We start from the raw sequence: 15,132 nt of genomic DNA, 5'->3' as shown, positions 1-15,132 counted from the left end.
TAGGTCAGCAGTTCCCCGCTCTGATAGGTCTCGACGGAGGTCCACCCAGCCGCCTTCTCCTCCTCCGTGCGCAGCGGACGCCCGCGGCCGGAAAGACGCGGATATTTTTCACGAAAGCCTTCGTTTTGCGCAAGCAGCCTTTCAACTATTGCGCGGCAAAGTTTCCGTTTCTCATCCGAAACTGCGGGCAGCCTTTTCAGCAGCTCCGCGTTTTGCGACGGCTCTGAGTGCGCCATCATATAGCCGTATTTCTCCGTCATGGGGTTGCGGCCTTCCTCCGCCGCGCGCAGAAGGTCCGCGCGCCAGCTTTCAAGCATCGCGCGGCTCCACGCCGAATACTGGCTGCGCCGCATGAGGCTGAAGGTCTCCCAGTCGTCCTGACAGAAGGCGCGCCCGCCCTCGTTCTGCACCTTGTCAAAAAAATCCCATTCAAGCTTTATGATTTCTTCTATCGTTTTATCCAGCTCTTCCATGACGCTCTCCTATCCAGCCGAAATCGGCATTTTTTTTAGATAGTCGCTTTGTATCTTCCGCATTATCTCCTCCGCGTGAGGCACGAGAAAACCGTCCCGGCACGAGGAAAGCCCCTCTTTTTTCAGATGCTCCCCCACCATGAGACAGACAGATTCTATAATTTCCGCGCGGTTGCAGGGCGTCGCGGCGTAAAGGCCGTCAAGCTCCATGACGGCGCCATGAAGCTTCGGCAGCTCGCGCGCGCTGCGAAAGGCCCATTTGTAATAGGGCGTGTAGCGGCCGTTCAGCAAATGCAGCGCGGAGAGCGCCGCGCTGACAAATTCCGCAAGAGCGAGCGATGCCGCCCCAGCGTCGTTTCTTTTCATTATGCGCGGGTAGTTGTACTGCCCCGCCTGCGCCATTACAAAAAGACGCGCCGCAAGTTTTTTTAAGAGCACGTCGCGCGGGTAGCAGCGAAGCAGCGCGTTTCTGACGCGGCTGAAGCCGCCTTCGTCGTCGCGGAAGACTTCGCCGCTTGTGGCTGCCGCAAGAAAATGCTCCGGTATGCGAAACCATGAAGGCTCGTCCTGCGGAACGCCGCAGGAGCCGATGAGCTGCCTGTAAAAACGGCTTGCCGGCATGACGCCGACGCGTCCCTCGCCCTGCGGCATCGTGTTTCTGCGAAAGCCCATAAATTCCTTTGGCAAAGAGGCATAGAGCGAACCAAGCGCGCAGCCGAAGTCCGCGTAATCGGCCTCTGTGAGCCATAGGCAGCAGCCGGGGCCGAAGTCGTGATCCCGCGAGAGCTCGTCGTCGTAGCCCAGACAGTCGGAGCCCTGTCCGGCTAGCCCCGCTGCAACGCGCGAGGCGCGCGCGCCAAAGTTTTTTTCGATTTCAGGCGCGGCGCACTGTTCGTAAAAAAGGCGGCAAAGTTCAAGCCCTTGCATATCAGCGCCTTTGCGCGCTTTCTGCAAGCTCTCTGCACTGCGCAGCCTCGAAAGTTTTTCCGGCGGCAGAAAGCGCCTTTGCGCGGTTGCGGCAGAGCGCGGCAAAATGCAGGTTGCGCCCAAAGCGCCCTTCGACGCCCTCGGCGGCGCGTCTGTAGTATTCAGCGGCCTTGTCGTAATTTTTTTCGATAAATTCAAGCTGGCCGAAAGAGGCGAGCATCGTGTCATAATGCGGGCTGCCGGAGGCTTCTCCAAAAATAGCGCAGGCCTCTTCAAGCGCCGCGCGCGCCTCTGCAAGACGTCCGTCCGCCATCATGCAGACGGCGATATTCGAGTTGCAGGTGGCCGTCTCGTCTGCAACGTCGTCGGAGGCGCGCAGCAGAACAAGCGACCGTTCGTAATAACTTTCCGCGTCGCGGGCGCAGCCAAGCCGGAGCAGGCACTGGGCCATGTTGTTGTAGAGGCAGGCAAAGCGGTAGTCCTCCGCGGGTATGAGCCGCAAGTAGTGCTCTTCCAGCTTTTTGAAGACTGACATCGCCTCCTGCGCTTCGCCGAAGGCCGTCTTTGCCGTGGCGTAGTTCAAAAGCGCTGTGGCGAAGGCGGCGCTGTCTGTAAGGCCGGCGGCTTCGAGCAGCAAAAGCGCCTTCTCCGCGGCGGAGTAACATTTTTCTTTTTCACATGCGGCGCGCCAAAAGCCTTCAAGCTCGCTGTAGAGCGTGACGGCGGCCGAGAGGTCACGCGCCTCTTCGCTTTCCCGCGCCGTTTTTTCAAGGAAGGCCCCGGCCTCCTTTATCTTTCCCGCCGCGAGCGTTTCGTCGTATTGCCGTAAAATATTTTCTATCTCCAAGCCTATCCGCCGCCTTCGTTATAAATTACATGGATTTCATTTTTGAGTATAGCCTATTTTTCGCCGCCAAACAAACGAAACGGCACAAGAGGCGGCCTTTAATTTATGCGCGCCATCTCCGAAAGCCATGCAAGATATGATAAAAATCGCGCCCGGGAGCCGCCGCAGGCGAGCCTCCCCGATATATAAAATTCAACGCTGCGCGCGTCGCCGTCATTTTTTTCGCGCGGAGCTGCGCGCGCGGCCTTTCTGCAAAGCTCGTTCACGGTGCCTTCGTTGCCGTCCACCAAACGGACGTCAGGGGGAAGCAGCCCGCGCAGCGTTTTTTTGAAAAAGTTAAAATGCGTGCAGCCCAGCACGAACGAGGAATAGCCTCCCATGTCGTAGGGCGCAAGCTCGGTTCGCAGGTAGTCTTCCGCCTCCTGCGAATCAAAGAGGCCGGCCTCGGCCAAGCGCACCAGGCGCGGCAGCGGCAGCAGATCGGTGAGGCGCTCTTTGTCCACCTCTTCGATGAGGCGGTGCATTTTTTCGCCCTTTACTGTGACCTCCGTGGCGGCGGCCAATATCCTTTTGCCGCTTTCGCCGTAGAGGTCGAGCGCCCTTTTGACTGCCGGCTCCATGCCTACGACCGGCACGGGAAAACGGCCGCGAAAGGCCTTCGTCGCGGTGCTTGTCGCGGTGTTGCAGGCGATGACGACGGCCTCCGCCTTTTTTTCCAGCAGAAAGGCGATTATTTCAGCGACGAAGCCCTCTATCTCGCGCCGTGACTTTTCTCCGTAGGGCACGTGTTTTTCATCCGCGTAATAGATGAAGTCCTCGTTGGGAAGCCTCTCCATCGCGCATTGAAGGAGCGAAAGGCCGCCTATCCCAGAATCAAATATACCTATTTTCATTGCGGTGATCTATACTTCCTTTTCGCGCCGCGAGGCGCGGACAAATTTACGAAAAAAAGAATACAGCCGCACGAAGAAAAATTCAACGGGCAATTTTTATGCCGGCGGCAAAACAGAGGCGAGACGCCTCTTGTCTTTGCCGCAAAAAGGCGCGGAAAGCTCCGGTTTCCCGGGCCTTCCGCGCCTTTTATGTTTTTTGCACTGCGGCTAAAAGAGCGGCCGCCTTATTTCTTTTTTGACAGCTTCGCCGCTTCGGAGAGCGCTTTTTCGGCCTCTTCCATCGGACGCCAGCCGCCGCCCAGCGCCTTGAAGAGCTGAACCGCGTTGCTGGATATCTGCCCCTGGCTTACGGCATATTCCTCAGAGAGAAGCGTGAGCGCGGTCTGGGCGCTTATGACGTTCGTGAAATCGACAAGGCCGTTTGCGTATTTGTCGTTTGCGACGTCAAGGGCCACCTGCGCGGCCTCTTTGCCTAAGCGCAGCGACTCGTTGCGCTGATATTCCTGCACGTTTGCGGAGAGCGCGTTTCGCACCTCGCCTACCGCGCCGAGCACGGTCTGCTCGTATGCGGCAAGAAGCTGTTCCTGTATGGCACCCTGCACCTTGATGTTGTTGCGGATGGCTCCGGCGTGGAAAATGGGCCAGCTTATCTGCGGCATGAAGCTGTAGAGCTTCGCGGGGCCGGTGAAGAGGCCGCCCCAGTTTCCGGCCTCTGTGCCTATTGAGCCTATGAGGCTGAACTTAGGCCACAGATCCGCCTGCGCGGATTTTTTGCGCGCCATCTGCGCCACGAGCTGGCGTTCGGCCTGCCTTATGTCGGGGCGCTGGCGAATGGCGTTCGCCGGTATCCCTATCAGCTCCTTTGCGGCAAGCTGCGGGATGGGGGCCTTCGCTGCAAGCTCCGCGTGGAGCGTGCCGGGCACCTCTCCTGTCAGTATCGCAAGGCCGTTCAAAGTCTGCTCGATCGCCGCCTCAATGTTTGGAATGCTGGCCTTCGTCTGCTGCATCGTATACTGCGCCTGCTTCAGCGCAAGCGAATCGGAGAGGCCAGAATCGACCTTCGACTGCTGTATCTCGACTGTGCTCATCTGGAGGCCGAGGTTGTAGTTGGCAATGGTGAGACGTTCCTGGAGCGTGCGCAGTGAGATGTAGTTGACCGCCACCTCGGAGGCGAGCGTCGTCCATGTTGAATAGAGCGCCGCGTACTGCGCCTCAAGCGTCGCCTGCTGCGCCTTCACCTTCTGGCGGTTCCCGCCGAAGATGTCAAGCTCCCAGGAGGCGTCGATGCCGAGTTTATAGATATTTGAATCGCTCCCGGTACCGCCCGCCGCGGCCGGCGTCCTTGAGTCGTTCCAGAAGTTCTTGGAGTCGAGCCACGGAAGCAGCGTCGAACGGCTGATGCCGAGAGTGGCGCGGGCCTCGTTCACCTTTGCGCGCGCCGCCGCGATGTTTCTGTTGTTTTCAAGCGAGCGCAGGATCAGCTTCGTCATCTCGGGGTCGCTGAAGGAGTCCCACCAGCCGGCGAGCACCTCTGGCGTGAGAACCTCTGAGATGTCGTTCGATACGGCGGGCACGGGATAGATTTGCGCCATCTGCGTCCACTCGCCGTTTTTCATCTGAATGTCGGCCGACGAAAGCTGCGCCGCCGCTTTGGGAGCGGCAAACGCCGCCCCTGCGGAAATTATAAGAAGCGCGGCCGACGCGCAAAGCGTTTTGTTTATCTTAGTCATTGTTTTGCGCCTCCCCTTCATCTTTCTTGACCGCGTTTCCGACGCGTCCCTTGATGCGCTCTCGCGTGCCCTGGAAGAGGACGTAGAGCGCCGGGACGAGGAATATGCCGAAGATCGTAGCGGCGTTCATCCCAAAGAACATCGTCGTGCCGACGGCCTTGCGGCTAGCGGCGCCGGCGCCGGAGGCAAAGAGCATCGGAAGCACGCCCAGCACGCAGGTGAAGGCCGTCATGAGGACTGCGCGGAAACGTTCGCCCGCGGCGATGGCGGCCGCCTGTATGAGCGGCACTCCGTGCTCCTCACGCTGTTCCTTCGCGAACTCGACGATGAGTATAGCGTTCTTCGCGGCGAGCCCTATGAGCAGCAGTATCCCAAGCTGCGCGTAGATGGAGAGCGACAGCCTCATTACGAGCAGGCCGCCCAAAGCTCCGAACATTGCGACAGGCAGCGAGAGTATGACCGGCACAGGGACGCTCCAGCTTTCATACTGCGCGACGAGGAACAGATAGGCGAAGATGAGCGCTATCACAAGCACCATGATGATGCCGCCCTGAGCGCTCTGCTCCTGATAGGTCATACCGGACCATTCGTAGGAATAGCCGGGCGGCAGCACCTGTTTTGAGACCGCTTCGACGCGCGTGATGCCCTGTCCCGTTGAGAAGCCGGGCTTCATGACTATCGTGATGCCGGCGCTCGGGAAGAGGTTGTAGCGGTCGATGGCGCGCGGCGCGAGCGTCTTGCGCACGGAGAGTATGCTCTGGAGCGGCACCTGCTGGCCGTTTGCGTTTTTGACGAAGATGCCGCCTATGTTTTCGATATTGTTTCTGTACTGCCACTGCGACTGGACCATGACGCGGTTGACCTGCGTGCCTATGTTGATGTCGTTTATGTAGGCAGAACCGAAATAGGTTTGCAGCGTTGAGAAGATCGTGCCTATCTCAACATTCATCAGCTCCGCCTTCTCACGGTTGATGTCGAGGAAAAGGTGAGGCGTGTCCGCCGTGTAAGAGCTGAAGGCGTAGAGGAACTCCGGCTGCTGGTTAAGCTGCGAAAGAAGTGCGCGCATCACCTCGGCCAGTTTTTCCGGGTCGTTCGCCTCCGTCGACTGCAGCCTCATGTCAAGGCCTGAGGCCATGCCGAGGCCCATGATCGGAGGCGGCGTGAAGACGTTGATCTGCGCCTGCGGATATTTCGCGGCGATAGCCTTGATGTTTGTAACTATCGAGGAAAGCTGGACGTCTTTTGTTTTGCGCTCATTCCACGGCAGAAGCGGCGTGAATATACTGGCGACGTTTTCTCCGCTGCCGCCCATGAGGTTTATGCCGTCGATGGTCATTACGTCTTTGACGCCTTTCACCGTATGTATCTCACTGGCCAGGGAGCGCGATATTTTCTGCGCGCGGGCCTGTGTGGCGCCTTCTGGAAGCTGCATCGTAATGAAGACGACGCCCTGGTCCTCCTCCGGTATGAACGAGGTAGGCATCGTGGCGGATATGAGCCAGCACGAGCCAAGCACGCCAAAGAGGATGACGACCGTCACCAGCGTGCGGCGCGCAAGCCACACGGCGCCGCCGACGTAGCCGCGCGTAGCGCCGGCCAGCATGTTGTTGAACCACTTAAGAGGGCCGGACTTCGCGGGTTCAACGGGACGCAGCATGTGCGCGCACATGGCAGGAGAAAGCGTGAGCGCCACCACCAGCGAAAAGACGACGGCAAACGAGATAGTGACCGCGAACTGTTTGTATATCTCGCCCGTGATGCCTCCCATGAATCCGACTGGGACGAAGATGGCGAGGAAGACGAGCGTCGTCGCCGTCATAGGCCCTGTGACGTCCTTCATTGCCTGGATGGTGGCCTTCTCAGGCGAGCAGCCGTCCCTGTCCATTATAAAGAGCACTCGTTCGACGACGACTATAGCGTTGTCTACGACCGTTCCTATGACAAGCACGAGCCCGAAGAGAGAAAGTATGTTGATGCTGTAGCGCATGGCCGCAAGCCCCGCGAAGGTGGCAAGCAGCGAGACCGGGATGGCGGCTACAGGCACCATAGTGACACGCCAGTCCTGAAGGAAGAGATAACAGACGAGCACGACCAGCGAGAAGGTGAGCAGAAGCGTCACCAGTATCTCCTTGATGGTGGCCTTGACGTAGAGCGTCGAGTCGTAGTTTACGGTCATCTTCATATCCTTCGGCATCGACTGTTCAAGCAGGGCCATCGTCTTTTTCGCGCCGGCCATGACGTTGAGCGCGTTTGAGCCGGCCGCCTGCGAGAGCGATATCATAGCGGCGGGCGCGCCGTTGTTGCTGGCGTGCGTGTTGTAGATCTCAGAGCCGAGCTCTATCTTCGCTATGTCGCGCAGTTTGACGACGCCGCCCTGCGCGTTGGTGCGGACGATGATGTTTTCAAAGTCGCTTAAGTTTGAAAGACGTCCCTTGGTCATCAGCGAATAGACTATAGGGTTGTCGCCTTCGCCCGGAGTGGCTCCGATGGAGCCTATAGAGGCCTGTTTGTTCTGGCTGCGGATGGCGTTTGAGACGTCGTTGATAGAAAGCCCCAGCGACGAGATGCGCACAGGGTCGAGCCAGATGCGTATGCTGTACTTTGAACCGAAGACCTGAACGTTGCCCATGCCCGGCACTCGCTTCATCGTGTTTCTGATGTTCGAGTAGGCGTAGTTCATCAGCGCCAGCTCGTCATAGGTGCCGTTGGTCGAGGTGAGCGACATGAAGCCCAGCGTGTCCGAGAACGAGGTCTCAACTGTGATGCCCTCCGCCGTAACTTCCGACGGGAGCTGCGGCGTCACCTGAGAGACGCGGTTCTGAACGCGGACGAGCGCCATGTCGGGGTCGGTGCCGGTGGCGAAGGTGATGTAGAGCTGGTATTCGCCGTTGTTGCTCGACGTCGAGTTCAGGTATATCATGCCGTCGACGCCGTTTACCATCTCTTCAAGAGGGGCGCCTACGGTGTTTGCGACGGTGCTTGCGTCAGCGCCGCGGTATGTCGTCGAAACGCGTATCTGCGGCGGCGTTACGTTGGGGTACTGCGCCACAGGCAGCGAAAATCCCGCTATGACGCCCGCGAGAGCCATCAGCACGCTGATGACTACCGCAAAGCGAGGGCGGTCTATAAAGAATTTTGCGAACATTTATTGTTTCGCCCCTTTGTCCTTTGCGTCCTGCGAAGGAAGTATCTCCGCGCCGGAGCCCTGTTCAAGAATGGAATTTGAATCGCCTGCGTTTGCCGCGGACGTGGTGTCTATCTTGACCTTCATGCCGGGGTGCAGGCTCTGAAGCCCCGCAACGACGACCTTCTGACCGACGGAGAGGCCTCCGTCAACTTCGCGCAGCGAGCCCAGCTCGCGGCCGAGCGTGACGCGGACGTGGCGGATGATGTTGCCGTCGCCCACAACGTAAACAAAGTCGCCCTTTGTGTCGGCCATGATAGCCGTCTGCGGGATGACGTTGACTATGCGGCTTTTGACGGGGTTCGTGAAGACGCGCACCATTTCGCCTGGGATGAGCATTCCTCCGTCGTTGGTGTAGCGAAGACGCATCATCACGGTACCGGTGCCCTGGTCTACGGTGTTATTTTCAAAGTCGCGCTGGCCCGGTATGTTGAGCTCCGCGCCGTTGCTCAGGATGAGCCTCGTCTTGTAGACGGCGCCCGCCTTTTTGAAAAACTCGAGCTGGTCTAGGTAGTCCCTGTCAGGCAGCGAATAGCTGACGCGAACCGGGTCCGTCTGCACGATGGTGGCAAGCGCGCCGGAGGCGGGCGTCACGTAGTTGCCCTTTGTGATATTGGCAAGGCCTATCTTGCCCGTTATTGGAGAGGTGATGCGCGTATAGCCAAGGTTTATCTCAGCAAGACGCAGGTTGGCCTGGGCCTGTGAAACGGCCGCGCGGTCCGCCAGTACGGCCGCCTCCGCGTTGTCCTTCTCGGCCGCAGATACGGCGCGCGCGTCCGCCGCCATCACTCTTTTGTAATATTTTGAGGCTGCGTCGAGCGCGGCTTTTGCCTTTTCAAGCTCGGCTTTGCGCAAAGCGACGGTCGCCTGATACATCGCGGGATCTATCTGAAAAAGAAGCTGCCCTGCTTTTACTATCGAGCCCTCTTTGAAACAGACCTTCGCAAGCTCGCCCGATACCTGCGGCGTCACGGAGACCTGCTGTATCGCCTCCACGCGCCCTACGTACTCCGACGGCTGCGCGGATGTGTCGGCCTTTTCGACCGCCTTTACGAGCACGAACGGTTCGCTCGGCGCCTGAGACTGCATCTGCGCTTTCGGCGCCGCGATGAAGGCCTTGTAGCCGTAGATGGCCGCGGCCGCGATGATGACTACGACAGCGATACGAATCAATGATGAGCTTTTTTTCCTGCTGTCGATCTCGATGTTTCTCTTGTCTTCTGGGGCTTGCATACTATATGCACCTTCTCTTTCTGAATATCTGAACGCTTTTGCCGCATTGCGCGGCTGTGGTGACTGACCTCTTGCAACTACGGAAAATCATAGGTGAAACTATTTATTTGCCGCTAACTCCTTCGTCATCGCGTCAAAAAGAATATCCGTATATTCCGGGAACTCCTTTGGCAGCAGCCCTGAAAGCTGCATGACGCAAAGCCCGTGGAATATCGAGCTTAAAAGCACGGCGACTGCTTCCGCCGATAGATCATTTCTGATTCTACCCTCTTTTTGACCGCTCTCAATTAGCATTTTTACCATTTTTTTGTCACGCGCTATTGAGTCGGCCACCACCGCGCGGACCTTGAGCTGTATCTCCTCCGGCCATTCGTTGCGGCGCTGCATGAGCCTGTGTATCTTCTGGTAGCGGCTGTCGGTGAGAGGGCGGGTCAGCTCTGTCTTGTAATAGTTCCTGAGCTTTTGGCTGTCTTCCGGGTTTTGTATTACGGACTCAAGGTTTCTCTCGTTGCCCCGGCATAGAGTCTCTATAAGCTGCAGCAGAAGGTCGTTCTTATTTTTAAAATGCCAGTAAAGAGCGCCCTTTGAAAGCCCCACATGCTCCGCTATCTCTGTGAGAGAGGCGTTTGAATAGCACTTCTCCGAGAATATGTCGAGCGCCGATTCAAGTATCCGCAGGCGCGTCTCCTGCGCCTCCTCTTTCGTCCTTCGCATTCCATCACCTCCGTCCGCTATGATTTTGTTGGCAGACTGATGAATTATACATACCTACGAGTAGGTATGTCAAGATGGGAATAGACGGAAAATTTTAGAGGCGGCCGTCTGTCGACGCCGCCTCCGTTCGTATATTTCACTAGATATTTTCGTTTGCAGAAACGCTACTCCGCCTTCGCATCCTCCTGGCACGGCTGGCCTTCGCAGGCCTTTTCCTCTTCGGCCGCCATGTTTTTCAGCGTCTCGTCCAGCTCGACGTAGCTCGTCTTTCCGTTGCCGAGGATGGGGATTGTCTCCATATATATGACTTTGCGCGGTATGGCTATCTCCGCCATGCCGATTTCGGCGAATTTCTGGCGCACGAGGTCGCGCTTTAGGTCTTTTTTGGTGGTGACGGCGGTGAGCGTCTCGCGGTTCGCGCCATGCACCATCGTTACCGCGTGCTGCTCTTCGGGCCATATCTCCTGCATCGCCTCTTCGACGGCGGCAAGGGAGATCATTTCCCCGCCTATCTTTGCGAAGCGTTTCGCACGGCCTAGTATGGTGACGAAGCCTTCGTCGTCGATGTCTACGATGTCGCCCGTGTCATACCAGCCGTCCTTGGGCGGTTCAAGCACGCCGGGGTTCGTGCTGCGCAGATACCCGAGCATGATGTTGTCGCCCTTCAGCCAGAGCCGTCCGCCCTTGTGCACGCCCTCCACAGGCTCCAGACGGTGCTGCATGCCGGCGACCAGCGTGCCGACGGTGCCGCTCTTGTGGTGCGCGTAGTAGTTGTTGGCGACCACCGGAGAGGCCTCCGTTACGCCGTAGCCCTCCGTTATGCGGACGTTGAAGCGTTCAAACCACGTCTGCTGCGTCGAGGGCTTCAGTTTTTCGCCGCCCTGCACGAGAAGGCGCATCGTCGCAAAGTCGTAGTTGTCGTTCGCCGCCTTCGCGTATCCGGCAAGGAAGGTGTCCGTCGCAAAGAGCAGCGTTATACGCTCGTCGTAGCAAATGGTGGCGATATTTTTATAGTGCAGCGGCGTCGGGTAGAGGTAGACGAAAAATCCAAGCGACACCGGCATGAAGACGCCGCACAGGCCGAACGAATGGAAGATGGGCATCGCGTTGAGCACGCGGTCGGAGCGGTAGAAGTCGACCCGCGTGAACATCTGCGCGTGGTTCGTGTTGAGGTTTTTATAGCTGAGCACGACGCCCTTTGGCGCGCCTTCGGAGCCTGAGGTGAAGAGAATGACGGCGGGCTTTTCAACGGCGGCTGGGTCTACCGGCGCGGAACGCAGAAACGGCGTTCGCAGAGCGGCCGATAATTTTTTGCGCGTCGTGATGAGCGGAGCTACGTCTTCAAGCCAGAAGATGCGTATGCCCGCCTCCGATATGGCGTTTGTGAGCGCTTCGAGCTTGCCGATTTCTATAAATTTGCGCGAAGATATGACGGTCTTGAGGCAGGCCGTTTTGCAGCAGTTGACCAAAGCGCGCGGCCCGAGCGAAAAGTTGAGCATGGCGGGCACTTTGCCCATCTTCTGGAGCGCGTAGAGCGTCACTACGCCGCCAAGAGAGGTGGGAAGCAGCACGCCCAAGTTCGTCTCGCTTAAGTTTTCCTGTTTTAACGCCTCTTCTATTAGCAGAACGCGCGTGATGAAGCCGTTGTAGGTGACGGGCTTCGCCCCCGCGTCGCTGAAGATGCGAACGCTGCCGCCGAACTCCCGGCGCGCGTCGAGCAGTACGTCCCAGAACGGTTTTTCCTTGCGGCGCGAGGCAAGCGAGGCCTCGTCCATGATGCGCTCAAGAGCGCGCCCCGCCGCGGCATTTCTGGCAGAGCCGCTCACGTCGTTCGGTATCTCAAGTTTTGTCACCGGAAAAACTGTGATGGTTACGTCTGAAAAAAAGCGCACTCCGCGCTTATGCTGTATGCGAGAAAAGGGCGTGCGCTGTGTGCCTTCGATATGTATGGGGAGGATTTTTGCGTCTGTGTGGTCGGCTATCATCGCCACGCCGCGCGAGACCTTCATCGGGTTGCCTATGGTCGTGGGCTGCAGCTCCGGGAATATGACGCAGCGGCCTCCGTTTTTCAGCAGGTTAAGAAAATATTTCAGCGTGAACGGCGCATCGGCGTCCAGTATATGCGTATCCGCTATCGGCAGAAAGAGGTTCGCAAATCTTTTCTGAGTGAGCCGCCGTTCTATTGCGAACGGCACCTTCGCAGGAAGAAATACGGCAAGTATCAGCGGGTCGATGAACGAGACGTAGTTTGGGGCGATCAGTACGCCCTCTCCGGCGTTTTCCCAGTTTTCCCAGCCCTTGACCTTTACGTTGAAGAACAGGCGCAGTATAAGTTTCACAATCAGTCGACGCAAATAGACCCCTCCGTTGAACGTTTACAGCAATAGTGGATATTGCTATCCGGTATACTGGACAATTATACCATGATACATCCGTTTAAGACGCTCTTTATCTCTAAATAGAGGCAAATAGGTCCGCCCGCCCCTTCGCCGAGCTTTTAAATCGGCGTATTTCATTTTACTTTATCTTGGATTAGGTTACAATAAAACTAAGCAGAATTCATTGATTTTATGCCGAAAGGATGATGAAAATGAAATCACAGGATAAAGTATTTCTCATCGGAGCGGGCGACCACGCGAAGGTCGTGCTCTCCACGCTTGAAGCCTGCGGCGTCGAATGCGCCGGCATCTACGACGACGACCCCGAGCTTGCCGGAAAAACGCTCTGGTGCATCCCGATATTGGGGCCGGTCTCTGCGATGCCGGACACGGCGGATACGATGGCCGTCATCGCAATAGGCGCAAACGAGGCGCGAAAAGAGATAGCCTCGCGCTTCAAGAACGTATGCTGGCCGGTCTTTGTGCATCCGCTGGGCATAGTCCACAGCTCCATACGAATAGGAAAGGGCAGCGTCGTCTTCGCGGGCTGTCTCATCGAGTCCGACGCCGTCATCGGCGACCACTGCATCGTCGAGTCCACCTGTTTTGTCGGGCACGACGCCAAGGTCGGCAGTTTTTCGCACCTGGGTCCTAAAAGCGGCATCGCAAACAACTGCGAAGTGGGCCCCGGCGCCTTCATCGGAATGGGCGCGATAATCCGCCCCTACGTAAAGATATCCGAAAACGTAACGGTCGGCATGGGAAGCACCGTGGTAAAAAATCTCCCGCCAAACGGCACCTACGTGGGAACGCCAGCGCGCCGGATAATGACGCCGGTAGTAGAAACCGACTGACAGGCTCCTCCAATAACGCAAACATCACGGCCCGGCCTAAAGCCGGGCTTTTTTGCGCCGCGCGATGAGGCGAGTATTTTATCTCTTCTGAATAATTGTCAAAGTTATTGCCAAATTCCGAATTCAGATATAAAATTCGCCATACCAGAACCGGATTGGAGAATGTAAAAATGCTGCTCAATCATCTTGTAAATGTCAAACGATGGGTTATAAAGAGCGTTTCGGAGGCCTATCTCGAAAGCCGCGAGGTGCAGGGCGGGAGCTACGCTCAGGACAGCGCCTTCAGGCAGCGCATAAAAAAGTTGCCCTTTGAGCACATACCGCCCGGCTCCTCGGCGAAATACCGCTGCTGCGTCTATAAGGAGCGCGCCATCGTGCGCCTGCGCGTGCTCGCGGGGCTGGGCTTCTCCGTCGAGGAAGACGACGAGATGACCTCGCTGCTTGAATACGCGGACAGGGCGCTGAAACGCCCGAAATTTGAAGGCTCTCCGCTCACCATCATCGACATCGCCTGTAAGGGCTGCGTCAACGCGCGCTACTTCGTCACGGAACTCTGCCAGGGATGCCTTGCGCGCCCCTGCGAGACGGCCTGTCCCTTCGGCGCGATACATGTGGTAAACGGCGCCTCCGCCATCGACAAGTCCAAATGCAAAAACTGCGGCAAGTGCAAAGAGGTGTGCCCATATCACGCTATTGCTAAAATATCGGTGCCCTGCGAGGAGCACTGCCCAACGGACGCCATACACAAGGACGAAAACGGAGTGGCGGCGCTCGACCACGCAAAGTGCATAAGCTGCGGCTGCTGCGTCGCCTCGTGCCCGTTCGGCGCCGTGCTTGAAAGAAGCCAGATACTCGACATACTGCGCGCGCTCGACAGCAGCAAACAAATATACGCGCTCACCGCGCCCGCCATCGCGGGACAATTTTCCGCAAGCTACAGACAGCTCGTCACAGCGATACGCGAACTGGGCTTCAAAGACGCAGCAGAGGTGGCTATCGGCGCAGACCGCACCGCCGTCGAAGAGGCGGAGGAGCTGCGCGAACGCATGGAAAACGGGCGTCCCTTCATGACCACCTCATGCTGCCACGCCTACATACAGGCGGCGCGCCGCCACATGCCGGAGCTTACGGCGCACATCTCAGACACTCCTACGCCGATGCATTTCACCGCAGAGATGGTAAAGACGAAAAATCCAAAAAACGTCACAGTATTCATAGGGCCTTGCGTCGCAAAACGCAAGGAGGCAATGGAAGACTCCTGCGTGGACTATGTGATGACCTTTGAGGAGCTGGCGGCTCTCTTTGAGGCGGCGCACATAGACCCGTCAAAGTGCGCTGAGGCGGAACTAAAGGCCGAAGCATCGGCGCAGGGCCGCGGTTTCGCAGTAAGCGGCGGCGTCGCGGAGGCGGTAAAGGCTGCGCTCGGAGACGGCAGCGGCGTTCGCACCTCATGCGTCAACGGCCTGAACAAAGCCGCGATGGCGCGGCTGCGCGCCTATGCTAAAAACGGCGCTCCATACGATCTTATAGAGGTGATGACCTGCCCCGGCGGCTGCGTCTGCGGAGCGGGAGTGGCCGTGCGCGACGGCAAGGGCCGCGACGGTGTGGAGAAACTGGTCGCAGAAAGCGCGCCGCTCGTCGTCCCGCACGAAGAAAGAGCGGCCGACTGAGCGCACGTCGTCAAACAACCTAAACTCATCTAAAGACAAAACGCCCCCGAGGTCATAGACCATCGGGGGCGTTTTGATTGCGGCGCGGGCGGCGCTTTTCAACATCATAAAGTGAGGCGCATTCCTCAAACTTCGCAAACAGAAAACATTGTGCTTGACAAATAAAAAAACGAGTGTATTATACCTCCACAGGATAAATGAACTTATAAATATTTTATCTGGCAAATAT

The 15,132-nt window shown here is 57.6% G+C and carries 11 protein-coding genes; 2 read left to right on the top strand and 9 right to left on the bottom strand.

Going from position 1 to position 15,132, the window contains the following annotated elements:
- From RRY12_09240 to RRY12_09200, 9 genes are all read right to left on the bottom strand, one after another.
- A partial coding sequence (locus RRY12_09240; protein MEG2184850.1) for a DUF4125 family protein occupies nt 1-473 on the bottom strand: 473 nt, incomplete at its 3' end.
- A 9-nt stretch (nt 474-482) separates the two neighbouring features.
- Nucleotides 483-1,400, bottom strand: coding sequence for a DUF4037 domain-containing protein (locus tag RRY12_09235; GenBank protein ID MEG2184849.1), 918 nt, complete (start codon nt 1,398-1,400; stop codon nt 483-485).
- A 1-nt stretch (nt 1,401) separates the two neighbouring features.
- A complete protein-coding gene (locus RRY12_09230; GenBank protein MEG2184848.1) occupies nt 1,402-2,247 on the bottom strand; it encodes a tetratricopeptide repeat protein in 846 nt (281 codons plus the stop codon).
- 98 nt (nt 2,248-2,345) lie between these two features.
- Nucleotides 2,346-3,140, bottom strand: a complete 795-nt coding sequence (gene murI, locus RRY12_09225) for a glutamate racemase (GenBank protein ID MEG2184847.1) — start codon at nt 3,138-3,140, stop codon at nt 2,346-2,348.
- Nucleotides 3,141-3,364: 224 nt separating this feature from the next.
- Nucleotides 3,365-4,870, bottom strand: coding sequence for an efflux transporter outer membrane subunit (locus RRY12_09220; GenBank protein MEG2184846.1), 1,506 nt, complete (start codon nt 4,868-4,870; stop codon nt 3,365-3,367).
- Nucleotides 4,863-8,015: an efflux RND transporter permease subunit gene (locus RRY12_09215; protein ID MEG2184845.1), complete on the bottom strand. Its 3,153-nt coding sequence runs from the start codon at nt 8,013-8,015 to the stop codon at nt 4,863-4,865. Before RRY12_09215 ends, RRY12_09220 begins: the two co-directional genes overlap by 8 nt.
- Entirely contained in the window at nt 8,016-9,287 is a 1,272-nt protein-coding gene (locus RRY12_09210) for an efflux RND transporter periplasmic adaptor subunit (GenBank protein ID MEG2184844.1), read from the bottom strand.
- A gap of 99 nt (nt 9,288-9,386) precedes the next feature.
- Entirely contained in the window at nt 9,387-10,001 is a 615-nt protein-coding gene (locus tag RRY12_09205; GenBank protein MEG2184843.1) for a TetR family transcriptional regulator, read from the bottom strand.
- A 164-nt stretch (nt 10,002-10,165) separates the two neighbouring features.
- Nucleotides 10,166-12,355 (bottom strand): AMP-binding protein, encoded by a 2,190-nt coding sequence (locus tag RRY12_09200; GenBank protein ID MEG2184842.1) that lies wholly within the window; start codon nt 12,353-12,355, stop codon nt 10,166-10,168.
- A 236-nt stretch (nt 12,356-12,591) separates the two neighbouring features.
- On the opposite strand from RRY12_09200, the gene RRY12_09195 reads away from it, so the two are divergent.
- Complete coding sequence (locus RRY12_09195) at nt 12,592-13,233, top strand: acetyltransferase (protein ID MEG2184841.1); 642 nt, start codon at nt 12,592-12,594, stop codon at nt 13,231-13,233.
- 170 nt (nt 13,234-13,403) lie between these two features.
- Nucleotides 13,404-14,903 carry a monomeric [FeFe] hydrogenase gene (locus RRY12_09190; GenBank protein MEG2184840.1) on the top strand — a complete coding sequence of 500 codons (1,500 nt, stop codon included), beginning with the start codon at nt 13,404-13,406 and terminating at the stop codon, nt 14,901-14,903.
- Nucleotides 14,904-15,132 lie beyond the last annotated feature (229 nt).

It is taken from the genome of Cloacibacillus sp. (assembly GCA_036655895.1).
Taxonomy (GTDB): domain Bacteria; phylum Synergistota; class Synergistia; order Synergistales; family Synergistaceae; genus JAVVPF01.
Note: the sequence above shows the minus strand (reverse complement) of the source record. Positions and strands in the feature narration are given on the sequence as shown.

Coding starts and splice junctions, on each gene's coding strand:
- RRY12_09235 (MEG2184849.1), bottom strand. CDS start 1,400: ATGCAAGGGCTTGAACTTTGCCGCCTTTTTTACGAACAGTGCGCCGCG.
- murI (MEG2184847.1), bottom strand. CDS start 3,140: ATGAAAATAGGTATATTTGATTCTGGGATAGGCGGCCTTTCGCTCCTT.
- RRY12_09220 (MEG2184846.1), bottom strand. CDS start 4,870: ATGACTAAGATAAACAAAACGCTTTGCGCGTCGGCCGCGCTTCTTATA.
- RRY12_09215 (MEG2184845.1), bottom strand. CDS start 8,015: ATGTTCGCAAAATTCTTTATAGACCGCCCTCGCTTTGCGGTAGTCATC.
- RRY12_09210 (MEG2184844.1), bottom strand. CDS start 9,287: ATGCAAGCCCCAGAAGACAAGAGAAACATCGAGATCGACAGCAGGAAA.
- RRY12_09205 (MEG2184843.1), bottom strand. CDS start 10,001: ATGCGAAGGACGAAAGAGGAGGCGCAGGAGACGCGCCTGCGGATACTT.
- RRY12_09195 (MEG2184841.1), top strand. CDS start 12,592: ATGAAATCACAGGATAAAGTATTTCTCATCGGAGCGGGCGACCACGCG.
- RRY12_09190 (MEG2184840.1), top strand. CDS start 13,404: ATGCTGCTCAATCATCTTGTAAATGTCAAACGATGGGTTATAAAGAGC.